Consider the following 22,374-nt stretch of genomic DNA (forward strand, 5'->3'; position numbering starts at 1 on the left):
ATAAATCGACCTCGTAAGGCTTGCCTAAAATTTTGGCCTTATTTAACAACAAGCATGTAAATTCTAATTCATTAGGAACAATCAATGAAAAACATTGCAACTGCTGTTCGGTTAGCATTGGCTGGAAGTGTCGCTCTGACATCTGGCAACGTAATAGCGCAAAATTCAACGACTGAAAGCGCTGATGTTGAAAAAATTCAGGTTACTGGTTCACGTATTTCTCGCCAAGGCGCGATTGCCCCTTCACCAGTTACCGCTATTTCAGGCGAGTCTCTGCTTAATTCGGGCGCCATGAACATTGGCGAAGTGCTAAACGAATTGCCTTCTCTTGCAAATACGTTCTCACTAGGTAACTCAGGTCAATTTATCGGTACCGCAGGCCTCAACATTTTAGACCTTCGCGGTATGGGCACAGACCGTACGCTTGTCTTAGTTGACGGTAAAAGACACGTATCTTCTTCAGCGGGGACCGCTGCGGTTGATACTAACACCATCCCTACTTCATGGATTGAGCGCGTAGAAATCGTAACAGGCGGTGCATCTGCTGTATATGGTGCCGACGCTGTGACCGGTGTGGTTAACTTTATTCTTAAGAAAAATATTGAAGGGTTTGATATCAGCGCAACACAAGGTTTTGCGCAGGAAAACGGTTATAAAAACAATAAGTACCAAGCGTCTTATGGTTTTAACTTCGATAACGACCGCGGCAACATTGCTTTTGCCGCTGAATACAGCTCTCAAGAATCGCTGGATGCGTTAGACAATCCATGGACTGCTACGTCTTACCGCAACATGAGCTTTGAAAGCATCATGGGTTACGAGCGCAGTGAAGACCAGCTAAATTCAACCGCCTATCCAGATGATATTTACACCGCTAACGCGGATTATTACGTAATAAACAATGCGGGTGTATTTGGCGATGGCACAAAAACCTTCAATGCCGACGGTTCAATTAAAGACATCTATATAGGCGACCAAGTAGATGGCGCTTTCTGCGCAAATTGTGATTCTTTTAACCTTCGTCAGTTCACACAGCTACAGCCAGAATTTGACCGCACCAACTTAAACGTTAAAGGTAACTACGAGCTTAATGACGATACTCGGGTTTACGCGCAAGCTAAATATGCTCGCACTCGTGCGATTTCTATGGCGCAACCAGCGTTCTTTTTCTATAGCGACGAAACAACTATAACGCGCGACAATGCATTTCTAGACGACAGTGTTACTGAGTACATGGTCGAGAACGGCCTTGATAGTATTGTGCTAAACCGGATGATGACCGATTTAGGTGTTCGTACGGAAGCTGACGAGCGTGAAACCTATCGCTATGTACTTGGAGTTGAAGGTTATATCGGTGAAGAGTGGAACTACGAAGCGTTTGTAAACTACGGTAAAACAGAGCTAGAGCGTGAAAACCGCAACAATCTGATTTTACAAAACTTCTACAACGCAATAGATGCTATCGAAGATGACAATGGCAACATTGTTTGTGCATCAGGTAGCGAAGATGGCTGTGTTCCGCTTAACATTATGGGTTATGGTCAAGCTTCACAGGAAGCTATCGACTACGTTAATACTACGTCTGTAGGTACGAGCAAAATTGAACAATATAATGCTGGTGCAACTATCGCTAACTCAGGTATCTACGAGCTGCCAGCGGGCTACGTTGGCTTTGCAGCGGGTGTGGAATATCGCAAAGAGAAAAGTGAAATTGATGAGCCTGAAAACGCGGCAGGAACCTTCTTCAATGCGCTAGGCGAAGACAAGGGTGAATACGACGTTTCTGAAGTATTTACTGAAGTAACTATCCCACTTATTGAAGGTCTTCCAGGTGTTGATATGCTTACGTTCGATACAGCGGCGCGTATTGCTAACTATTCATCTATCGGCAACGCAAAAAGCTGGAAGCTTGGTCTAGATTGGCAGGTTTACGAAGACTTACGTGTTAGAGCAACTAAGTCCTCTGCCCTTCGCGCGCCAAACATTAGCGAGCTTTACGGTGAAGCCAGCCAAACGTTTTTTAACGTTGACGATCCATGCCGTACAAACAACCTAGAAAACCTAGCTAATGCCGACCAGCGTATAGCTAACTGCGCAGCACTAGGCGTTCCGGCAGATTTCAACTCCGACTACGATGCGGCTACTTTGGAAGGCGTAAACGGCGGTAACATCGACCTTCAGGCAGAACAGTCTATCTCTAAAACCTTGGGTTTGGTTTACACCCCAGCTTGGTTTGAAGACTTTACTGCGACTGTCGATTACTGGGAAATTGAACTAACTGACGCTATCACCAATATCGATGGTCAAACTATTCTGGACCGTTGCGTTGACTCTGAGACTGGCATCAACAATTCATATTGTGGTCTTATCGACCGTGACTCGGAAACAGGCGAAATTACCCAAATCCGCAGCTACGCACTGAACATTGCGGGTCAAGAGGCCAAGGGTATCGACTTCGAACTAGGGTATGATTTCGACGCGCTAGAGGGTGCATTCCGTACAAGCCTTATAGCAACATACCTTAAAGACCGTAAAGAGTTCCCATTCCAGGACAACCCTGAGCTATTTTACCAAAATGCAGGCACAGCGGGTGAGTCGGACTGGCAAGGCGTATTCACGGTTAACTACAGCCGTGGCGACTGGGAAGCAAGTTGGAAAACTCGCTACATTGAGCGCGCAAGCCTTTATGATAATCAAGATTTAGCTCGTAACCCTAATCCAAGTAATCGCATGGAGCTGCCTTCATATGCAGTAACCGATGTTACCGCCGGCTATAACTTCGCAAACGGTGTAAGCCTAACTGTAGGTATTGATAACCTGTTTAATCGTGCACTACCTACAGGCACAACCGGTACCGGCTCTACCGACGCGGCTTATGACAACATTGGTCGCTTTGGCTATGTAACGGTAGCGTACAAAATGTAATTTACGTTATATCGAGCAATAATTAAAACGGCGTTTATAAGCGCCGTTTTTTATTATGAAGATAACATGATGTCATTTTATCGCTATATAAACGTCTATATGGTTGCCATTCACATAGTGCTCGAAGTCTATTGAAAACGTCCTTTCATACTCGGCACCTCCTTGTGTGAAATAGCGCCAAATATCGCTCCATGCATCGATGGCAATTTGTGGCATTTCACCTTGTCGCGAAAATACGAGATACTTTCCGGCGGGAATAGTGATGTGCTCAATCTTTAAATGTTCGGGCACTGAGTCACCGTCAAACCCAGCCAACACGGAAAAGTCACCAGAATGATCGGATTCGTAGTTGAAATACACGCCATACACTCGCTCGCCGCCTTTATAGTCAACAGCTATCGAATTATCAAACCTTTGCCAAAGTGCGGGTATCTTTCCCTGTGGTGAGAATTCAGTGTGATTATTGGTAATTACCGTAAAGCCTTTAATATTTATCGGTGAAGAGAGTTGTCGCATTTCCATATCTTTATTCCATTTATTTGCGCGAGATAATCATGATACACGCTTGTGCTTTGCACACCATTCAGATCTTGGTTATTTCTCTTACTTTTCATGTGTATTCTAACTGCAAAATAAAAGGCTCATTGGTTAAAAATAATGAAACTAGCTATTATCACCTTTTAATTTCAATACTTTTCCTTATCAACGAGCATTTCAGTTTTAGAACAAATATAATCCGGTTTTGTCTCATCCAGGTTGCAATATATTGTGAATCAACGTTTTTTACTTGCCATAGTCGCAGTGCTTCTGGCGATGGTAACCATACAGTCTGGTGCATCGTTTGCGAAACAACTCTTTCCTATAGTTGGCCCTGAAGGCACCAGTGCTCTTCGTGCGTTTTTCGCCGCGTTGGTGTTAACAATAATTTTTAGGCCTTGGAGAGCGCGCTTGAGCGCGAAAGGGTGGCGTAACGTTATTTTCTACGGCGCTTGCTTAGGCGCAATGAATATCATTTTCTATCTTGCGATTGAGCGTATTCCCCTTGGCATAGGTGTTGCGCTTGAGTTCACCGGGCCATTGGCTGTGGCGTTTTTTAGTGCCAGAAAAAAGCGAGATTTTGCGTGGGCGATTTTAGCTGTTGCAGGCGTTTGTTTGCTGCTTCCCGATATTGGCGGCGTAACGGCCGAGAGCTTAGATCCCGTCGGCGTTACTCTTGCCCTAACAGCCGGAGCGTTTTGGGCCGGTTATATCGTTTTTGGAAACAAAACAGGCAACGAAGGTTCTGGCGGTGTTACGGTAACATTAGGCATGCTAGTAGCAGCTATCTGTGTAGTGCCTATTGGCGTTGCAAGTCAAGGTGTCGCCTTACTCTCACCACAGACTATTTTCATTGGGTTCGCTGTAGGCGTTTTCTCGTCGGCTATCCCGTATACGTTAGAAATGAGTGCAATGCGCAATATGCCTAAACAAACTTTCAGCATTATGATGAGTGTTGAGCCTGCCGTTGCAGCCATGGCGGCGTTCATCATTATTGATGAAACCCTCACGCTTTCACAATGGTTTGCAGTTGCTTTGGTTGTTATTGCAACCGCGGGTAGTTCTACTACGCAAAAACAAGGTCCAAAAGAAAAACAAATTGAAACCCTTTCCTAGGGTTTCAAGCTTACTTTTCCCTTCTTATTATCCTGCTTTGTGAACTCATACCTTGCCCTTATCGTTTAACTGCTATGTACATTGTTAAATTAACGGCACAAGGTGTAACGATGAAACATTACGCAGTGAACACAGAAGTAGAATGGGAATGGGGTAACGGCAGTGCAACAGGAAACATCAGAGAAAAATTTACCAATGATGTAGAGCGCACGATTAAGGGTTCGTCGGTAAAACGAGAGGCTAGCGACAACGACCCAGCATATCTCATTGAACAGGACGACGGTAGCAAAGTGCTAAAATCTCACAGCGAAATTACGAAGTCGTCTTAATCTGTTTATTAATAAACCTAAACAAAAAATGCAGCGTTCCTTTTTCACCGATAGCGATGTCGTCAATATAGCGAAGTCGCTCATTGGTAACTTCCTGTTTAGTAATGTCGACGGCGTACTAACCGGGGGAACGATAATAGAAACGGAAGCCTACCGTGGTCATAATGATCTTGCCATGGAAAAACACCTGTTGCGGCGTCCTTCTTCTTTATCAACACTTAAAAAGCAAGGCGGCATTGCGTACATCTACACCATTTATGGTTCTCACAGTATGTTGAATATTGTTACGAATGACGCTGACCACACTGATTCAGTTCTGATCCGAAAAATTAAGCCTACAGAAGGTGTAGACAAAATGCGTGAACGTCGCGGCGTCACACCATTGCGTAATCTATGTGACGGTCCAGCTAAGCTGACACAAGCTCTGGCGATAACACCTGCGCTTAATGGTGAGCCTGTAGTGAATAACGCTTTGATTTGGGTTGAGGATAGTAACCATACTATTACAAGCAAACACATCGCTAGTTCGCCTCGCATTGGCATAGACTACGCAAAAGACGATCAAACCGGTAAGCTAGGTGCACGCGATGACACAACCTTGCCTTGGCGGTTCACGCTTAAGTAGCGCACCTCAATTGAAACTACTTCGCAAAAGCGAAGGTCAGCTTGCAGTCGATGTATTTGAGCAATTTGTTTACCACCCTTGGCACGGCAATATCACCGTTAGCAATTTTTGATTCAACATAAATATCGCAGTCATCATATTGAATTTGCTGGCGAATAACGTAATCGTTGAGTTCGTCAAACAGGCTTTCTTTTAAAGGCACCATACCAATGAACGCATCTGGGCCTTTTTTATCTACACATTCTTCACGCTTAATAAAATAAGCGCCTTCAATTTCTCGTTTTAGCGTGTACGCTTGCATGGCATCTAACGATGTTAAGCGAAAGTGCACGCTTGTTTGGGAGTCTGTCACTGTATAACTCTGTTTTTCTTTTGAAGATTATCTAAATGGCTACTGCTTTATTTCCACTTTCCAAGGCGGGTTCACTCTATTCTCTCCCGCCCAGTACAGCTTTATTTTGTTGCCCGATGGATCTCTTAAAATGGCCTCTTTCCAAAGGTAGCGCTGCTGCGTTGGCGGCTGCTCAAAACGAATACCTTTTTCCACAAGAGAGGTATACAACTCGTCTAGCGCCTCGTGTTCAAAATAGATCACACTGTGATTTTGAGCACTTTCGCTTTCTAAAAAGAGCGAAAAAGTGGACGAGCCTTCAGGACACGTGAATCTGGCATAATGCGGTGTATCTACAATTTGAGTGAACCCAAGTGAAAGGTAAAACTCCACCGATTCGACCATATTGGTAACGGGTAACGTAACTTGATTCAATTCCATGAAGATCTGCTCCTTTTGTAAAAATTTGAAAGACGCCAGCCTAGCGGTTTTCACTTAAAAGGTCAGCGTCCAGTCAATATAACCGTTACACTATCAAAAATAACGTGGCTGCTGTTGCCGCGCCCATTGTCAGGTTAAACTGCCGTCTTCGAATTGGCGAACTCAACCACACGCGTATTTTTGCGCCTACCGCCGCCCAAAGAGAGATGCTTGGGAAACCAATTACGGCAAAAGCGATAACAATCGCAATACCAGATTGCGTGTAGTGCTCGCCAGGCAGTGAAAACGTGCCTACACTGGCTAACGCCATCATCCATGCTTTAGGGTTAATTAACTGAAATAATGCCCCTTCCCACCACTTGAGCGGCCCTTGGCGTTTGGTCGATTTAATTTTGTTTTCTACTAGGTCTACTGGCTCATCTACGGGGCCAGTGGCAATTTTAAATGCTAACCATAACAGATATCCCACGCCAAGCACTTTCAGCACACTGTACAGTACAGGAAATATGTTGAACAGCGCACCAATGCCCAGCAGTGTGCTTATCATTAGACCTGCAACACCAATTACAATACCCAGCATGTGCGGCAGCGAACGTTTATAACCGTATTGTGCCCCAGAAGCCAATAGCATCATATTATTCGGGCCAGGCGTTACCGTACTAATGAATGCGAATGTCGCAAGCGCGATGAGTAAAGATGTTTCCATGACAGTCCTTATGTGTTGAGTTGAGCAATGCGTTTCTTTAAAAAGAAAGGGGTCGGTTAACCAAACGCTTGTTTTTCACCAACACAATACAATCATATTTTTGTATGCATCATACCCAAACATGCTTAAAAACAGCCATACAGTTTAGTCATTGTAACGCCTGTATGGTAGTTATTTCACCAATCTGTATGGTTAAAAGCTCCTGCCAATTAAGATATAGTCATCTGTATGCAGATGACTTCATAAGAATAAATATTGCGATGACGCTTTACGAAACATTAGCCAATGAACTTAAAGCCCAAATCGAGCGTGGTGTTTTTGAGGTGGGGAACAAGTTACCCTCGGTTAGGCAGCTGTCAACGGAGCATAAAGTAAGTATAGCTACCGTGCAGGAAGCATATCGAGTGTTAGAAGCGCAGCAACTGGTAGAGGCAAAACCTAAATCAGGTTATTTTGTCGCCCGTAGTGTATTAATAGATAACACCCCTAGCATGACGAAGCCTCCGCAACGCCCTATGAATGTGTCTCAATGGGAAGATGTGCTAGACACCTTGCTAAATACCTTCAATAAAGAGCATGACGCTAAAACCCTGTGTCAGTTTCAGCATGCCATGCCCAACATGACTGCCAAAACCCTTAAACCGCTCATAAAACGCCTGCATGAACTCACCAAACATCGAGCCTTGGACGGCATGATATACGGTGACGTAAAAGGTGATGAAACTCTGCGAAAACAGCTTAGCCGATTGGCCGCAGCATCTGGCTGTGCGTTGCAAAACGATGAATTTATTGTGACTTCTGGCTGCCAGGAAGCCTTATCTGTGTGCCTTCGCGCAGTAGCGAGCGCCGGCGATGTAGTAGCGGTAGAATCCCCCGGATTCTACGGTGCTATGCAAGCTATAAAAGGCGCTGAATTAAAAGCGTTAGAGATCCCCACCGACTCTGCAACAGGACTGAGTTTAGAGGCATTAAAGCTAGCGCTTGATCAATGGCCGATCAAGGCCATTTTAGTTGCCCCAACGGTAAATAACCCTCAAGGATTCGTTATGCCTGAGGCGAAAAAGAAAGCGTTATATGAATTGGCCAGAGAGTACGACGTAGCCATTATTGAGGACGACATTTACGGCGATATTGCCTACGCCTACCCTCGTCCAAAAACCATTAAATCGTTCGATAAAGATGGACGCGTTTTACTGTGCTCCTCGTTTTCAAAAACGCTAGCGCCTGGTTTTCGCGTGGGTTGGATAGCGCCGGGAAGCTATAGAAATAAAGTCCTCCACGTTAAATATGTCAGTAGCTCTATGTGCCCTACTCTACCCCAATTAGCTATAGCCAGTTTCATTGAGCAAGGCGGTTATGACAAACATATTCGGGCTATGCGTCACCATTACCTCAGTGCACGAGACGCACTACGTTCAGACATTAAGCGTTACTTTCCCGCCGACACCTGTATTAGCTATCCTCAAGGGGGCTATGTGCTTTGGGTAGAGCTAAACAGCCGTTATGACTCCGTGAAGCTGGCTGACGAAGCCAAGCAAAAAGGAATTTATATCGCGCCGGGGCAGCTATTTTCGGCAACGGGTAAGTATCGACATTGCCTGCGTTTTAATTTCATCGATGGCACTCAGGCTGCGCGCACCGAAGCTATTAAGCGCCTCGGTGAGATGCTTGTTGCGCAAGACGCCTAATTATTTATACAAAAGGCGTAAACCCGAGGGCAGTTGATCCACATCAACGCAGGCTTGCCGTAAGTCCACCAAAATAAAACCATCAAAACTAACCTGTGAAACTTTGTATGCTTACGTTAGTGAATTATACAGATGCGAATGATGACATTGTGCCTGAAGCACACGGACTATACCGTCTGCATTTAAAGCCTAACACGCAAATAGCGATAGAGAACAAGCCCGTTTTCGGTGCGAACATTACCCTGCATAGCAGTGTTTTAAAGCACGATAATTTTGTGGCGACACCAGATAATATATTAGGTTGGCTAGATCACTGCGGTTTGTCACACTTTGCAGTGAAAGCCGAGACCGACAATTCAGAAAGTGAAGACACGTCTGTACTTTTGCCTTCACAGTTTTTAAATGCCGAAGGCGGAATTTTGCGTGTAACTGCCCCCACCCGCATTTATCTAATCAGCAAAACCCCAATTGATATTAACAAACGCGGCCTGTGCCTTTTTACGCCAGTAAAATAACCACACAGAAAAGTACTCTGCCCCCCAAATTTTGGGGGGCAGAGTACATTCTCTTTTATTCGATTTCAGTGGTGGCGTTTGATGTGCTCTCTAGGTGCAGGCTAATCGCTTCAGACAACCCGGAATAACGCTTATCCACCCGTTGAACCATGTGGCTAAATGTAGTGTTGTCAGAGATGATTAAGCAGCCGTCTTTAGCACGGGTTAACCCTGTGTACACTAGGCCTCGATGAAATAAATTGGCGGCTTTCTCGCTATCAGGCTTAGGTAAAATAAGCACAACATGGTTAAACTCAGAGCCCTGAGATTTATGTATGGTCATGGCGTACACAGTTTCAAACTGCGGTACTCTTGATAGCGATATGCTGCGCAACGCTTGTTTTTGCTGTAGCGCCTTGTCAGCATTGTCTCCCGCATTTGCCGAAGCTTTTTGGCTTGAACCGTTTTGACCTGAAGCTTGGATATCCTGGTAAAACCACGCATATAGCTTTCCCTTGCTGTCAGGCCAGATTATACCAACCTCACCGTTTGAAAGTCGCTGTGGATGATGATTCTTTACAATCATAATGGGCTGACCTTGATAGAAATGGCCTTCCCGCCTTCTAATCTTGTGCTTGATAGCATCGAACACCAAATTATTCAGGCCTTCTACGCCCATGGAGCCCTTACGGACCGGAGTTAGCCACCTAACCACATTCAGACGATTAAGCGCTTCTTCAGCGCTGCCGGCATCAAAAATGGGCAAGAAGCTTTCTTTAGCCAACTGGTGTAAATCACGGCCGCTAACCTGCTGCTCTGGCCATAGGTGTACGCCCGCCTGTAGTCGTGATGCCGTATTTGAACCAGGGTCAGAATCGAGTTTTGAACCAAGACCCGCACTTTCGTTATTGTCGCCAGCCTTGTCGGTAATAGCGGTAAGTGCACCGCTTGCATCACCTCGCTGTATGGCCGTTGCAACTTTTGCCACCTGCCCTTTGAAGCGCTGCGGTGCTTGCAGAGTTGCTACATAGCTTTTTGCCTGCTCATCAACAGGTAACAGAGGCAAATGCGGGCACAGCGTAGCGATGTGCTGACGCATTAACGATGGCACGCCACCTAAAGAAAGCGCGTCGTCATGACTGTTAAAACTAAGTGAGCTATGTGCGCTGTTCGTGCCATTTGGCACATTCTCGTTTTCGTCAAAACTTGCTGAACCGGTACTAACTAGCTGCTCTAGCACGTTGCCAAGCTCAACCGCAGGAAGCTGGTCGGCATCACCGATAAAATAGAGCCGTGCATGGTCTGGCAATGCTCGTACTATGCGCGTCATTAGTGCTAAGTCGACCATACTTGCTTCATCGACAATGAGTACATCTGCTAACAACTGGTTGTGCTGATTGAACTTAGTCGATACACCGTGCTCGCGCAATCCTAGTAATCTGTGCAGCGTCACAGCATCGGTAGGCACGTTGTCAAGCACTGTGTCGTCCAACTTGCCGCGAAGCCCGTCTATGCTTTTCATGATAGATTCGGTCATACGCTGTTGCGCTTTACCTGTAGGGGCCGCCAGCACAATATTTAAGTTTTCATCGCAAGCCTGTAGCGCCAGTAATAAGCGCAATACAGTATAGGTTTTACCTGTTCCTGGCCCACCGTTTATAACGCAAAAGCGCTGCATCAGGCTTTTCGCCACCGCTATTTGCTGCCAATCTTGCCGATCGGTTGTTTCGGTAGGAAAAATAGCGGGCCAAAGTTGCTTTACTTTTTCGGTAGCTTCATAGCTTAACGGCGTAAGCGCAGCTCGTTTTACCACATTGCGCGCCACTTCTTGTTCAAATTCATAGTAGCGACGGCTGTACAGCTTGCCGTTGTTATAGACAAATAGTTGAGCCACCTGCTCGTTAACCAGTGCGCTTTTTACAATTCTAAGTAACGGCGTTAGTTGTGGCACGTCAACACCTGCTTTGGGCGCTTTTTCCTGCTCTGATTGTTCAACCAGCGTCAGTGAGGCAGCGGCCGTTCCGTTATTGCTATGCTCATTTGTTTCGGCCGCCAAGGCCGCCTCTTTTTCCGCTATTGGTTCTTTAAAAAGCGTCGTACCCGCTATGTCTTTAAGATAGATACAGCTGTGGCCATTGCGCTGCATATACGACAAATACGCTAAGACCCCAGCCCAGATAAGCCTTTCTTCTTGATCTAGCTCGTCAACAAAACCGAATTCTTTTGCGACAAATTTGTCGATCGCCTCGATGCCAAACAAATTATCAAAAAATGACGATACAGAATGTTGATTGTTATTCATTATTTTCCTTTGCCTTAGTTCTTTTGACGTGTATTACTCGTCGTCAAAACTAAACTGCTGCTGACCCAAAGACGTTTGTTCCAAAGGCTGGCGAGAACTGCCTGCATGCTTTGAACTATCGCTTTGGTAGGCATCATCTTTGCTCGCAAATATCCCGTCTAATCGATTGAGTACAGACGATGAAATATCAGTATAAAACACTCCTTCACCGCGCTCGTTTTCTGGGTGCATCCCGCGTAGATACAGGTAATACACTCCACCGAAATGCATATCTGGGTCGTAGTTAGGCAGCGTATTCTTTAAATAGCGATGTAGCGCCAAGCAGTAAATTAAGTACTGAAGGTCGTAAAGGTGATGCTGGTTATTGTGAAACAGCGCTGTTGGCGTGTAACTATCTAGGGTATCGCCAAGCCAGGTTGACTTGTAGTCTGCCACATAAAACTGACCGTCATGTTCAAAAATCAAGTCAATAAACCCGTGCATCATTCCCTGTAATTTTGCAGTGATTAGTTGAGGCGCTGTTTCCACCTCGCCACCAATAACGTCAGCTACGTTTTTGCGATGAGTAGCGAGTACTTCACGAAGCTGAGTCCATTGCGTGTCGTTCATTGGAAAATAGAATTCTGCTTCGCGCAGGGTTTGCGCTAAGGGCAAATCACTCATACTTAACTGCGTATTAGGATAAAGCGGTGTTTGCAGTGTTTCCTCTAGCCACTCATAAAGTAACGGCGTGCGCTTCTCATCTAGCCCAAAGCGGTTAACCAGTTCCTTACCCGTTTCTTCCCACTCGGGCGCACTAAAGTCACTGTGCTCTAGAATATCGTGAAGTAAATTACCTGCGCTCGCACCTTTTTCGAGGGTAAAACGCAGATCATTTTTACTTACCGTACTTTCAATACCTGCCGAGGAATTGATGTCTGCATCAATTGAGCCCATCTCAGCCATAAGAGTGTCGCTTGCATACACTTCTTCATCTCGAATGGTTTGAAGTACGGGCACACTAGGAAGGGTTTGACTCAAGGGCTCTGTTGTTGCGACTTTTTCTGCCGCCGTGCCGGTCTCTGGGCTTTGCCCTGTAACAACCGTGGTCAAACGGCTCATTGCTGAAAATGAATACAGTCGCCATTCTTCGCTTGCCGTGCCGGTAAATTGCAACGCAGTAAGCTGAGGTAACTCATCTTCTTGTTCAAAGCCGGTGTACACTTCCTCAAACTCATCACCGTCGATATGGCAGGCATGGGACGCTTCTTCTTCAGCAACACGGTTTAACACACTTGACCAATCGTTGTTGCTGCCATCGCCACCTACACCAAGTGCTCGTGCTAATGCGCTTCTTTCATTGTTAGTCAGCGGTACAACGCCCATGTAACAGCGATGGGCAGCTCGTGTTACCGCCACATAGGCCAGTCGCATGTCTTCCGCTTCGCTCTCACTTTGAACGCGAGCTATGGCCTGTGGCGTCTGCCCAAGCTGCATTTGTAAATCTTGTTTTTCTTCGTCGTAATAGGTAAATATTTGCGACGTAGTGTTGCCGTTTTTAGCGGCGTCTTTATAGCCGGTGGCAAAAGGAACAAACACGATGGGGTATTCTAGCCCTTTCGAGCCGTGTTGAGTAATAAGTCGAATAAGTTGGCTATCACTTTCAAGGCGTAATGTAAGCTCTTCATCGCTTTCAGGCTTATGAATTTGCTTATTCAACCAGTCGAGTAGCTGCTCTGGGCACTGGTGAGTAGTGCTGGCTTTTTCCAGCACTTCGGCCAAATGCTGATAATTAGTAAGGGCGCGTTCCACGCTGTCAGCATGAGGTTGATAGCTATCTTGCATTAAATACAGCAGCACACTCATGCACCCTTTTTGCAGCCACATATCTCGCAGCGACAATACTTTGTCGATAGCCGCATCCCACTGCGCGTCATCTTCATGGTATAACAATTCAATGAGTGTTTGTGCGCTATATCCCCAAAGCGGAGACGCCAAGCTCGACGACACTTTACTGGTGTCGTTGGCATGCCAAATACCGTTAAGTAACCGCAGTACATCTTTGGCTTCGGCACTGGTAAATAAGTTACTGCGATCGCTTAAATAAACGCACGCCAAGCCTTTTTGCTGCAGTACACTTTTGATAGCGCCAGCTTCGGTCCTGTCTTTCACCAAGATAGCGATATCCTGAGGCCTCACCGGCGCGGTGCCACCATTGTCGGTTTGAAAGTGCGCTTCGTTCAATAAGCGGTAAATCTCTTGCGCAATCCACTGAGCCATTTTGCGACGCATAATGTGGGCGTTTTCTTTGTCTTCCAAACACATGCTAACGTAGTTCATTGCACTGCGTTTCGTTACAGCACTTTTCATTACACCGCTCTTCATTACAGCACTTTTCATTACACTGTCTTGTTCGGCAGCGTCGATAAGTGGCGTTTTTGCCGCGGCCGCTTTAGGTGTAAATTCCACAGGGTTGTATTTGATGTCAAAGCCAAACACATCGGTGGGCTTATTTGATGCCACAGGCGCACCATAAAATAACCGATTATAGGCTTTAACCATTCCCTCTACCGAGCGCCAGTTGGTATTCATCACCCAGCGGTAATCAGCCTGGCTACCCGCCTTTAAATAGGTAAAAATATCGCCACCGCGAAAGCGATAAATCGCCTGCTTGGGGTCACCTATCATTAATAACGCACTTTCGTTAGCATTCTCAAGATTAGGATAAACTGCGTCTAAAATCGCGTACTGCTTTGCATCGGTATCTTGAAATTCGTCGATAAGCGCTACGGGAAATTTTTTGCGAAGCTCAGGCACTAGGGTATTGTTCGGCTTCACCACTTCGTCGGCGAGCATGCGAATAAGATCGTCGAAGTCGATAACGCCAAGCTGCTTTTTCTGCTTTTCAACGCGGGATTTGATGAACGCAATGGCTTCAACCACCAGCTTGAATACAGGCACTTTGCCAAGCGCTTTGTCTTTCTCACCAAATGCTTTTTTTAGCGCCCCTGCAAAATCTTTTATAGGCGTTAAGATCTCTTTTACGCCAGATGAATTTCGCGCATATCGATTACCTTTAACAAAGGCTTCCGCTTCGGGCGGTGGAAGATAATAACTTTGTTCATCTACACAAGAACGCAACCAAGCTTTAAGTGCAGCCAACTCCTGCGGCCGTTCTTTTTTATGGGCCGGTGTTTTGATGAGCTGTTCTACCAATAGCCCTTCATTGTCTTCTACGCTTTGAAGTAGAGACTTCACGTAGGCTAAAGACGTATGCGGCGCTTCATCTAGCTGCTTTTTACACGCTGCCTCAATATCCTCTTCACTAAGCAATATTGGGGTCAGAGTACTTTTAATGCTGGCGTTAAACTCTCGCAGCAGTTTTTCGGGTGTATGCCAGCCTGACTCTGCCAGTAGTCTAAACTCGTCCTCACTTTTGCTAATTTTTCGAATGAAGTCTTCGGCAGCTTCAAGGTATAAGTCGCTGGTGTCATTGCCCAAGTTAAGTGACATGGCAAAGCCACTGTTAAACGCTAGCTGGGTAATAACATGCTGACAGAAGCCGTGAATAGTAAACACCGAGGCTTCATCAAGCTCCAGCTGCGCTGCTTTTAAAAGGGCCAGACTCTCGTCAATATCACAGCTATTAAATAAATACTGATAAACCGGGTCACAGCCACTGTCTATTTCATTGCCGTTATCTTTGGCTTGCTGCCAAATAGGTAGAGCTTCTCTTAGTGTTGCCGCAATACGCCCCTTTATTTCTTCGGTCGCGGCTTTGGTGAAAGTCATCACCAATATTTCTTTAACGGTGAGCTTTTTTTCAAGCAATAGACGCAGATACAAGCGCGTAATATTAAAGGTTTTACCTGTGCCGGCGCTGGCCTCTATAAGGTGGCGCCCTTTTAATGGCATAGCGACGACATCGAGTAATTGCGCTTCAGTGCCGCTATGGTCGTCGGTTTGCAGCTGAGCTTGCTCGTCTATAGGGTTGTCAGAGGATGTAGGGTTGTAACTCATAGCTTCTCCTCCTGAGACGCATTGTTGACCATGGCGAGCAGCACAAAAGCACTTAAATGCGGCACATCGTTCCAACTCACGCCCTGAGGAAACAGCCAATTTAAGTAAGGGTTGCTTGCCATATCTGCGCTGAACTGCCCGCTACTTTGCTGCCAGTCGGTTAGTGCTCGCTGTAATTCTATCGTGTCAAAAAGTGCAGCGGCTTGATCCACTACCTGTTTCGCTTTTTCGTGTTTTTCACTTGTCGCTTCGCTAGCTACAGGGTTGTCTTTATCAGTGAACGGGCACATCTCGTCAATTGCCTGTTGAACTTGGTGAATTATCGCTCTGTCGGTTTCACTAGTCCCGTCCGCGCTCTCTAGTAGCGCATGCAGAATGTCGGTAAACATTTCAGGCTTTATGCTTTCCACTACAGGCTTAGTGTCTGAATTTCTGGTCCCGGGCATAAAAGTACCGAACAAACTTAAATGAACTGGTGTCGGCGCTGTATAAACCGCCATATAAAGCTGTTCAATAAACAAAAGTAACCGCACAGCAGTTTCCCGGTCGTAAGCGGGGAAGCGCTGCTTTTTCAAAATGGTTTCGCCCTTTTCCCAAGTGCACGAATAGATATCCAGCGGATAGTTGTTGTAGCTGGTTTCTTCAACGCTACTTGAAAAAACTAATTGGGAGATGAAAAATCCCAGGGCGCGATGTGCGTCAATCTTGCCTGCACAAAGCTCTACTAGCGCGTCACTGCCTAATAAAGCCGATGAAGTAAAGGTAATGTACTTGCCTTGAAAGTGTGCTTTTTTAGGTTCTGCGTCATGAGGGCCCATGGCCTGACTTAATGCCAACGCCCCTTCTTTCCACATGTCAACTTCATCTCTAGCAACGGGGTTATTGGGAATATCCCCTCTAAGCAAAGCAAACGTGACCACTTTTTCACTATATGAAAGCTGGGTAACATCATCTTTCTCTGGCGCAATGCGCTCCGCAGATGAAAAGATAGCGTCGAGCACCTGGTAACGCAGCAGCGCATTGGTTTCAAACGGCTCGCTATTTTCAAGTAGCGTAAACGATTGAGACAGATTCACGCCCAGCCGTTGTACGGAGAAATACTCCAGCGGATCTTTAAAAGCTCTCGCAATTTGGATACCTGATAAACGAAGCGTTTGCGTTGATAGTGCATCAGATGATGGTGCTAACGTTACCGTATCCGCATCATTGGCAGATTCATTATCTGCTCCATCGGTATTTAATTTCGTTTTTTGTAACGCGTCAGCTAACCGTAACCACCCTGTTTCGTAGCTCGGCAAGGTTCCCGTAAAGCCTTCTTCACTGAACGGGTGAAGCGGCGCATTAACGCTGTACTTTGATAAGTCAAGTGCGTAGCTGTTTGCTAACATATCCATGAACTCAGCCAATACTAGACTCGGTTGCCGCTCACTGTTATTGGTAACGTCGTTCCCTTGGTAACTTAAATATAAGCTGTCTCTAGTGGAAATAATGGCTTCTAGGAATAAATACCTGTCTTCCAAACGCCGTGAGCGGTCACCGATTTGGCGGCCAGCACCTGCCATTAAATCAAGACCCAGCGGGCTTGATTTTCTGGGGAATTCACTGTCGTTCAGCCCCAAAATGCACACTTTTTTAAATGGAATGCTACGCATTGGCAGCATAGAACACACGGTAACCTGACCGGTCATAAAGTGGTTACCGGCATCTGGCGACGAGAATCGATTGAGTAACAGGTCGCGAACCTGACGAAGGGTGAGTTCGTGTTCATAACCTGCCTCTTCGCATCGTGCAGCAAGATCGGCAGCAACTTTGGCAATAAGATCCCAACTTTGCTGCTGCTCTTTTATCGGCATAAAACACGCATCTCTAAGCGATATTAAGGCTTTAGACCACTGCGCCGCCGTCCTTGGGGCTGTTAATACTTGGGCAAACTCACCTAACAGCGCCACAACGTCGATAAGCTTACCTAGCGTAAGCGCACTTTGTCCTTCAACGTCGGGAATAGTAAGTAAGTCACTAACAATGACTTCACTATCTGGTGCAAGCATGCCCATAAGTAATCGGCGTATTCCCCACCACCAGCTGTAAGTGTCGTCTAGATCAACGCCTTCTGAAACAGCCGTTTTATGAGCGCTATTAAGACCCCAATGAATATGAGCTTGTTTTAGCCATACCACCATTTGCTCGATATCATCTTGGGATACTGAGAAACGCTTTTGCACTGAATCTAGCTGCAGATAATCCATAATGTCCGATACACCAAATCGGCTATCGGGCAGCTGTAACAGCGCCATAAACGCCGCAATCAACGGCTCTGCATCCATTGGGCTTCTATCTGCAATGGTACAAGGAAGCCTAACCTGCCCCCTGCCAGCCAAAGCCTTAGTGCCTACTCTGTGAAATACAGCATCCACAAATGGCGCGTAGTTTTCGATGGCGGGGCACATCACAAGAATATCTGACGGGGTGCGGGTTTTGTCTTGAGATAACCAGTGTAACAAGTGGTCGTGTAACACTTGCACTTCGCGAAGCGCGGAATGGGTGCACATGATAGTAACGCTATCGTCTTTTTCTCTTAAATCATGAGTAAGTGGCTTAGGTTGAGCGGCTTGCAATATATCGTTGTGAATATATTCGAGTAGACCATAACGGTGAACGTTTTCACCACTGTTAGAAGCCTCTTCAAAATCTGGTGAATCAAACGCACTTATCTCAAAGGTATCCAATTCGGTGAGTAAGTTGAACAGCTCTCTGCCCTGCTTACCTAAGTTTCCAAGCAGCGGGTTCGACTGGTCTTCTTCCATCCATTTTTTGAGCCCTTCTAAACGCAATAGCTTCGCCTGTTCGCTACTACTTTTCGCTTCCCCCCAATAATTAACGCTAGGATTTAAGTGAAATATATGAATATCAATGTGCTGTGCGAGAGCGTCAAAAAACGCGATCAGCTGCGGGGCCATAGTGTTAATGGCAAACACTATCACACGATCAGGCAACTTATTCGTTGGATCATTTGGTAAATGGCCAGCTTCCAACGCATCGAGCGTCATTTGATGCAAACGTGCAGGATGCAGCGGTTGCTCTTTGATCAATATGCGCCAAATTTCACTTTGCCATATCTCCATGTCATCAAATACAGCGCGTTCGTTAGCTTCCCATTTAAACAACCAGTCTGGGCGGTACAACAAGTATTGCTCGTACACGTCGGCCAGAGCGGTAGCTAGCTGAAGGCGTTGTAACCCTTGCTCTTGTTCACTACCGGCGCTCTGCCAATACCGGTTAACTTGCTCGAAAGCTTCTGTACTCATTAGCGAGCCATCTTGGAGAATATTGTCTATACGCCATGTCAGTACTTCACGACGATAGGGAGATTGCTTGGGTACTTTGTCCTGTCCAAGTACAGTACGTGCTGTGTTCCACATAAAGCGTACTGGTAAAGGATAATCAATATTCATTGCCACGCCATGTTCTGTAGCAAGCTGCATACTGACCCAGTGCTGCATACCCGGGCTTTCAACCAAGATGGTTTCTGGCGTAAACACGCCCATGGGCTGCTGGCGTAAAAGCGTGGTGAGAAGAAAACTTAAGTGTTCTAATTTATTAGAGGGATATAGCGCAAGCAATCGAAAAATCCTTTGTAGAACGTGCTTTTAGATATTGTGCAAAGACCAAGGCCTATTGACCTATTATAAATCAGTGTATCGCATTAGGCTCAGTAGTTAAGTGATTTCTCTAAAATTTAGATAAGCAAATGCCTTATGGTAATAATACAAAATCTTGGGCACGACGAAGAAACAATGCTGGTGAGTGCTTTCACAAGATGATAAGAAAAGCTGACACGCCGGATAAGCGAAAAATGAAGTTGCTATTTTTTAGGCAAAAAAAACCCACACAGACCTCAGGACACGAAAAATCTGTATGGGTAAGGTTTACGGTCTACTCAGTAACAACGTGAATAAGCGTTGCCTGGCACTCATTCACGTTAGCGCTACTGGGCAGCACTGTTAACAAATTGATTTTTGCAGATTGAATGCCAACTTTTTAATCTTTACTATTCAATAACTTAAACAAAAACCAATACTTTAGTTGTAACCAGACGGTTTTACTATGGTGCAAGTGCACCACAAGCATGCACTAAACCGCCGAATTAATACCGAGATAACTCTGATGACAATTAGCAGTTTCTCCTACATCGTCATTCAAGTACAATTTCTCCTTTAGAAAACGCAACGTAATTTCACGGTCAGGAGCAACAATGTTAACCGCGCAACAACTCGCCACTATGCTTTATCTTCAAGACAAAATGAATGCCAAAGTAAATCCAGAATGGCTAAATGCTGGTTACGGATACTTACGTGCAGCAATGGTTGAGTCAGTTGAAGCCATCGAACATCATGGTTGGAAATGGTGGAAAGCACAGCAAAAAGACTTGCCTCAACTTCAAATGGAGTTAGTAGATATTTGGCACTTCGCACTAAGCGCCTGCATTATTGAGTATAAAGGTGACATCGCTGAGTCTGCGAAAAATATCGCTTCTGAACTAGCAAGTGGCAGCACTTCTGTGACTTTTGACGGAAAAGATTATGACGCGTCAAATCAGTCGCTTCTTGATAACTTAGAATTGATGACAGGACTTTGCGCCGCCAAACGCTTTAGCGTCCCACTATTCATGTTCATCGTAAGCCAGTGTGAAATGTCAGCTGACGAACTGTATCGTCAGTACGTAGGTAAAAATGTGCTCAATTTTTTCCGCCAAGATAACGGCTATAAAGAAGGCACTTACGTAAAAGTGTGGGAAGGACGTGAAGACAACGAGCACCTGGTAGAAGTAATGGATGCCCTTGACTTAACGAAGCCAGAGTTTAGCGACTTAGTATATGAAGGGTTACGCTCTCGCTACCCTTCTTAAAGCGAACATTGTGTTTCGTTTGACGCGATTTAGCGCCGCTGAAGTGCTTATAGCTCATCACAGTTTCAACGCTTACTGCGCCTCCTTCTGATAACAAAAAGCTCTGTCATGGACAGAGCTTTTTAATTATTACCAAAGCAAAAGACTTACAAAGATTTTACGCGTCGACCCAAACTAACTTGTCGCTATAGCTACCTTGGATGATATCGACAAAACGGTCTTCTAAAACATGACGCTTTACTTTAAGCGTCGGAGTCAGCAAGTCGTTTTCGATGCTCCATTCGTTTTTCATCACGACAACGCGATCCATAACTTGATGGCTTTCCAGCTTTGCGTTTATAGCTTCGAATGTTTTCTTAAGGCTAGCTTCAATGCCTGCTTTGTCTTTTCTCTGCGCTTCTTCACTAAGCACAAGTAAAGCCACTGGCTGAGGCAAATTTGTGCCTGTCACGCAGACTTGCTCAACTATAGGGTTTTCCATAAATTTAGCTTCAATCGGCGCTGGCGTAACGTACTTGCCTTTCGCAGTCTTAAAGATATCTTTCAAACGGCCCGTTATTTTAACGTAGCCATCAGCATCGATTACCCCTTTATCGCCAGTGCGCAGATAACCGTCTTCTGTAAAGACTTCAGCCGTTTTTTGTGGTTCTAAGTAGTATTCCAACATATTGCACGGCGACTTAACTTGGATTTCACCTTCTTCTGAAGTACGAATGTCTACGCCGTCGTAGGGCTTACCAATGCAGCCAATTTTATCGTGTCTAAAAGGCACACTGCCCGTGCCGTAGGCACTGTTCTCGGTCATTCCCCATCCCTCAGAAATGTAGATACCGATTTTCGCGAACCATTCAATGACAGCCGGCGCTAGCGGCGCTGAACCACTTGCCCACAAGCGCGCATTGTTAATGCCCAATCCATTACGAATTTTCTTCGCTACAATTTTGTTCAAAATTGGAATCTTTAGCAGCGTATCCAGTTTCTTCTGCGGCATTTTCGCTAACACGCCCATTTGAAACTTGGTCCACAGACGAGGCACCGAAATAAATAGCGTTGGCTGACAATGCCCCACATCGCGCTGGAATGTTGCTAGGTCTTCCACAAAATGGATTTTTCCGCCGCTGTAGTAGCTAGAAAGCTCTACCAAAACGCGCTCAGTAATGTGCGCAAGCGGTAAATAGCTCATTGTGCGATCATTTTGGTTAATACCCAATTGATCCAGCGAGCGACGCGCAGCCCAACAAGCCGTATTGTAACTGTGCACTACCCCTTTAGGCTGACCAGTACTACCAGACGTATAAATGATGGTCATCAAATCATCCATTTCAGGTACAGGTGAGTCTGTAATGGGCGCGATATCCATAAACTCTTTCCACTGCTGTTTGGTAGCAATGTTTGGATAAGGGAAGGCAACCGTTAAATATTCTGAAGGAATAGATGCAACTTGTTCAGCAGTGTTGTCTAGTTTTCCAACGAACAGTAGCTGAACGTCAGCATGTTTCAATACATATTGGACCGTGTCTGGACCGGCCGTCGAGAAAATAGGGACCGACACGTGACCTGCCATCATAATGCCCAGATCAGCGATAAACCACTCAGCGCAATTTTTCGAAAAGATACCTATGCGGCTTCCTTGAGGAAAATCGAATTCGCGTAAACGTGCTGCCACTTTTCGGGCTTGCTCGGCGACTTGTTTCCATGTGTAGTCGTGATATTCACCGTTTATAGGTTGCGTAAGAAATACGTCGTCTCCACGGCTTTGTTCCCAGTGGTACAACATACTTAATGGCGATGTTATTACTTCCGTGGTGTTTGCGTTTGCTGTCATGTCTAGCGGCATAAGTCACTCATATGTTGTTATAATGTAGCTCATTTTTACAATGATTTCACAGACTTCTAATAAGCCCTATTTTTTATTGAAAAACAAGCTTTTTAAACAAGCGTTTACATTCTTTGCGATGAATAACAAGGCATTGGG

Annotated in this window: 15 protein-coding genes; 7 read left to right on the forward strand and 8 right to left on the reverse strand. The window is 45.6% G+C overall.

Going from position 1 to position 22,374, the window contains the following annotated elements:
- Nucleotides 1–84: 84 nt before the first annotated feature.
- Nucleotides 85–2,925 (forward strand): TonB-dependent receptor domain-containing protein, encoded by a 2,841-nt coding sequence (locus tag AC27KT_RS12970; RefSeq protein WP_487130575.1) that lies wholly within the window; start codon nucleotides 85–87, stop codon nucleotides 2,923–2,925.
- A gap of 72 nt (nucleotides 2,926–2,997) precedes the next feature.
- Here AC27KT_RS12970 and AC27KT_RS12975 read toward each other — a convergent pair whose 3' ends face one another.
- The gene (locus AC27KT_RS12975) at nucleotides 2,998–3,447 is read right to left on the reverse strand and encodes a GyrI-like domain-containing protein (RefSeq protein ID WP_487130577.1); all 450 of its coding nucleotides are present in this window, start codon (nucleotides 3,445–3,447) and stop codon (nucleotides 2,998–3,000) included.
- A gap of 246 nt (nucleotides 3,448–3,693) precedes the next feature.
- On the opposite strand from AC27KT_RS12975, the gene AC27KT_RS12980 reads away from it, so the two are divergent.
- From AC27KT_RS12980 to AC27KT_RS12990, 3 genes are all read left to right on the forward strand, one after another.
- The gene (locus tag AC27KT_RS12980) at nucleotides 3,694–4,578 is read left to right on the forward strand and encodes an EamA family transporter (protein WP_487130579.1); all 885 of its coding nucleotides are present in this window, start codon (nucleotides 3,694–3,696) and stop codon (nucleotides 4,576–4,578) included.
- Between the two features lie 110 nt (nucleotides 4,579–4,688).
- Nucleotides 4,689–4,907: a hypervirulence associated TUDOR domain-containing protein gene (locus tag AC27KT_RS12985; RefSeq protein WP_487130581.1), complete on the forward strand. Its 219-nt coding sequence runs from the start codon at nucleotides 4,689–4,691 to the stop codon at nucleotides 4,905–4,907.
- A gap of 28 nt (nucleotides 4,908–4,935) precedes the next feature.
- On the forward strand, nucleotides 4,936–5,532 hold the full coding sequence (locus AC27KT_RS12990) for a DNA-3-methyladenine glycosylase (protein WP_487130583.1): 597 nt from the start codon (nucleotides 4,936–4,938) through the stop codon (nucleotides 5,530–5,532).
- Nucleotides 5,533–5,548: 16 nt separating this feature from the next.
- Here the strand turns inward: AC27KT_RS12990 and AC27KT_RS12995 are convergent, their stop codons facing one another.
- From AC27KT_RS12995 to AC27KT_RS13005, 3 genes are all read right to left on the reverse strand, one after another.
- Nucleotides 5,549–5,884 carry a hypothetical protein gene (locus tag AC27KT_RS12995; protein ID WP_487130585.1) on the reverse strand — a complete coding sequence of 112 codons (336 nt, stop codon included), beginning with the start codon at nucleotides 5,882–5,884 and terminating at the stop codon, nucleotides 5,549–5,551.
- A gap of 39 nt (nucleotides 5,885–5,923) precedes the next feature.
- Nucleotides 5,924–6,304 (reverse strand): VOC family protein, encoded by a 381-nt coding sequence (locus tag AC27KT_RS13000; protein ID WP_487130587.1) that lies wholly within the window; start codon nucleotides 6,302–6,304, stop codon nucleotides 5,924–5,926.
- An 85-nt stretch (nucleotides 6,305–6,389) separates the two neighbouring features.
- Nucleotides 6,390–7,010, reverse strand: coding sequence for a LysE family translocator (locus tag AC27KT_RS13005; protein ID WP_487130589.1), 621 nt, complete (start codon nucleotides 7,008–7,010; stop codon nucleotides 6,390–6,392).
- A 260-nt stretch (nucleotides 7,011–7,270) separates the two neighbouring features.
- Between AC27KT_RS13005 and AC27KT_RS13010 the strand changes: the two genes are divergently transcribed.
- Both AC27KT_RS13010 and AC27KT_RS13015 read left to right on the forward strand, forming a co-directional pair.
- Entirely contained in the window at nucleotides 7,271–8,698 is a 1,428-nt protein-coding gene (locus AC27KT_RS13010; protein WP_487130591.1) for an aminotransferase-like domain-containing protein, read from the forward strand.
- 107 nt (nucleotides 8,699–8,805) lie between these two features.
- Complete coding sequence (locus AC27KT_RS13015) at nucleotides 8,806–9,213, forward strand: hypothetical protein (protein ID WP_487130593.1); 408 nt, start codon at nucleotides 8,806–8,808, stop codon at nucleotides 9,211–9,213.
- 55 nt (nucleotides 9,214–9,268) lie between these two features.
- Here the strand turns inward: AC27KT_RS13015 and recD are convergent, their stop codons facing one another.
- Genes recD through recC form a run of 3 tightly spaced genes read right to left on the reverse strand, consistent with a single transcriptional unit; the run spans nucleotide 9,269 to nucleotide 19,113 of the window.
- Entirely contained in the window at nucleotides 9,269–11,494 is a 2,226-nt protein-coding gene (recD, locus tag AC27KT_RS13020) for an exodeoxyribonuclease V subunit alpha (RefSeq protein ID WP_487130595.1), read from the reverse strand.
- Between the two features lie 33 nt (nucleotides 11,495–11,527).
- Nucleotides 11,528–15,493 (reverse strand): exodeoxyribonuclease V subunit beta, encoded by a 3,966-nt coding sequence (recB, locus tag AC27KT_RS13025; protein WP_487130597.1) that lies wholly within the window; start codon nucleotides 15,491–15,493, stop codon nucleotides 11,528–11,530.
- The gene (gene recC, locus AC27KT_RS13030) at nucleotides 15,490–19,113 is read right to left on the reverse strand and encodes an exodeoxyribonuclease V subunit gamma (protein ID WP_487130599.1); all 3,624 of its coding nucleotides are present in this window, start codon (nucleotides 19,111–19,113) and stop codon (nucleotides 15,490–15,492) included. Before recC ends, recB begins: the two co-directional genes overlap by 4 nt.
- A 632-nt stretch (nucleotides 19,114–19,745) precedes the next feature.
- Here recC and AC27KT_RS13035 point away from each other — a divergent pair.
- Nucleotides 19,746–20,399: a dUTP diphosphatase gene (locus AC27KT_RS13035; protein ID WP_487130601.1), complete on the forward strand. Its 654-nt coding sequence runs from the start codon at nucleotides 19,746–19,748 to the stop codon at nucleotides 20,397–20,399.
- A gap of 157 nt (nucleotides 20,400–20,556) precedes the next feature.
- On the opposite strand, the gene AC27KT_RS13040 is transcribed toward AC27KT_RS13035, so the two are convergent.
- Nucleotides 20,557–22,236: an AMP-binding protein gene (locus AC27KT_RS13040; RefSeq protein WP_487130603.1), complete on the reverse strand. Its 1,680-nt coding sequence runs from the start codon at nucleotides 22,234–22,236 to the stop codon at nucleotides 20,557–20,559.
- Nucleotides 22,237–22,374 lie beyond the last annotated feature (138 nt).

This window comes from Alteromonas sp. 5NW40-0090 (genome assembly GCF_057552975.1).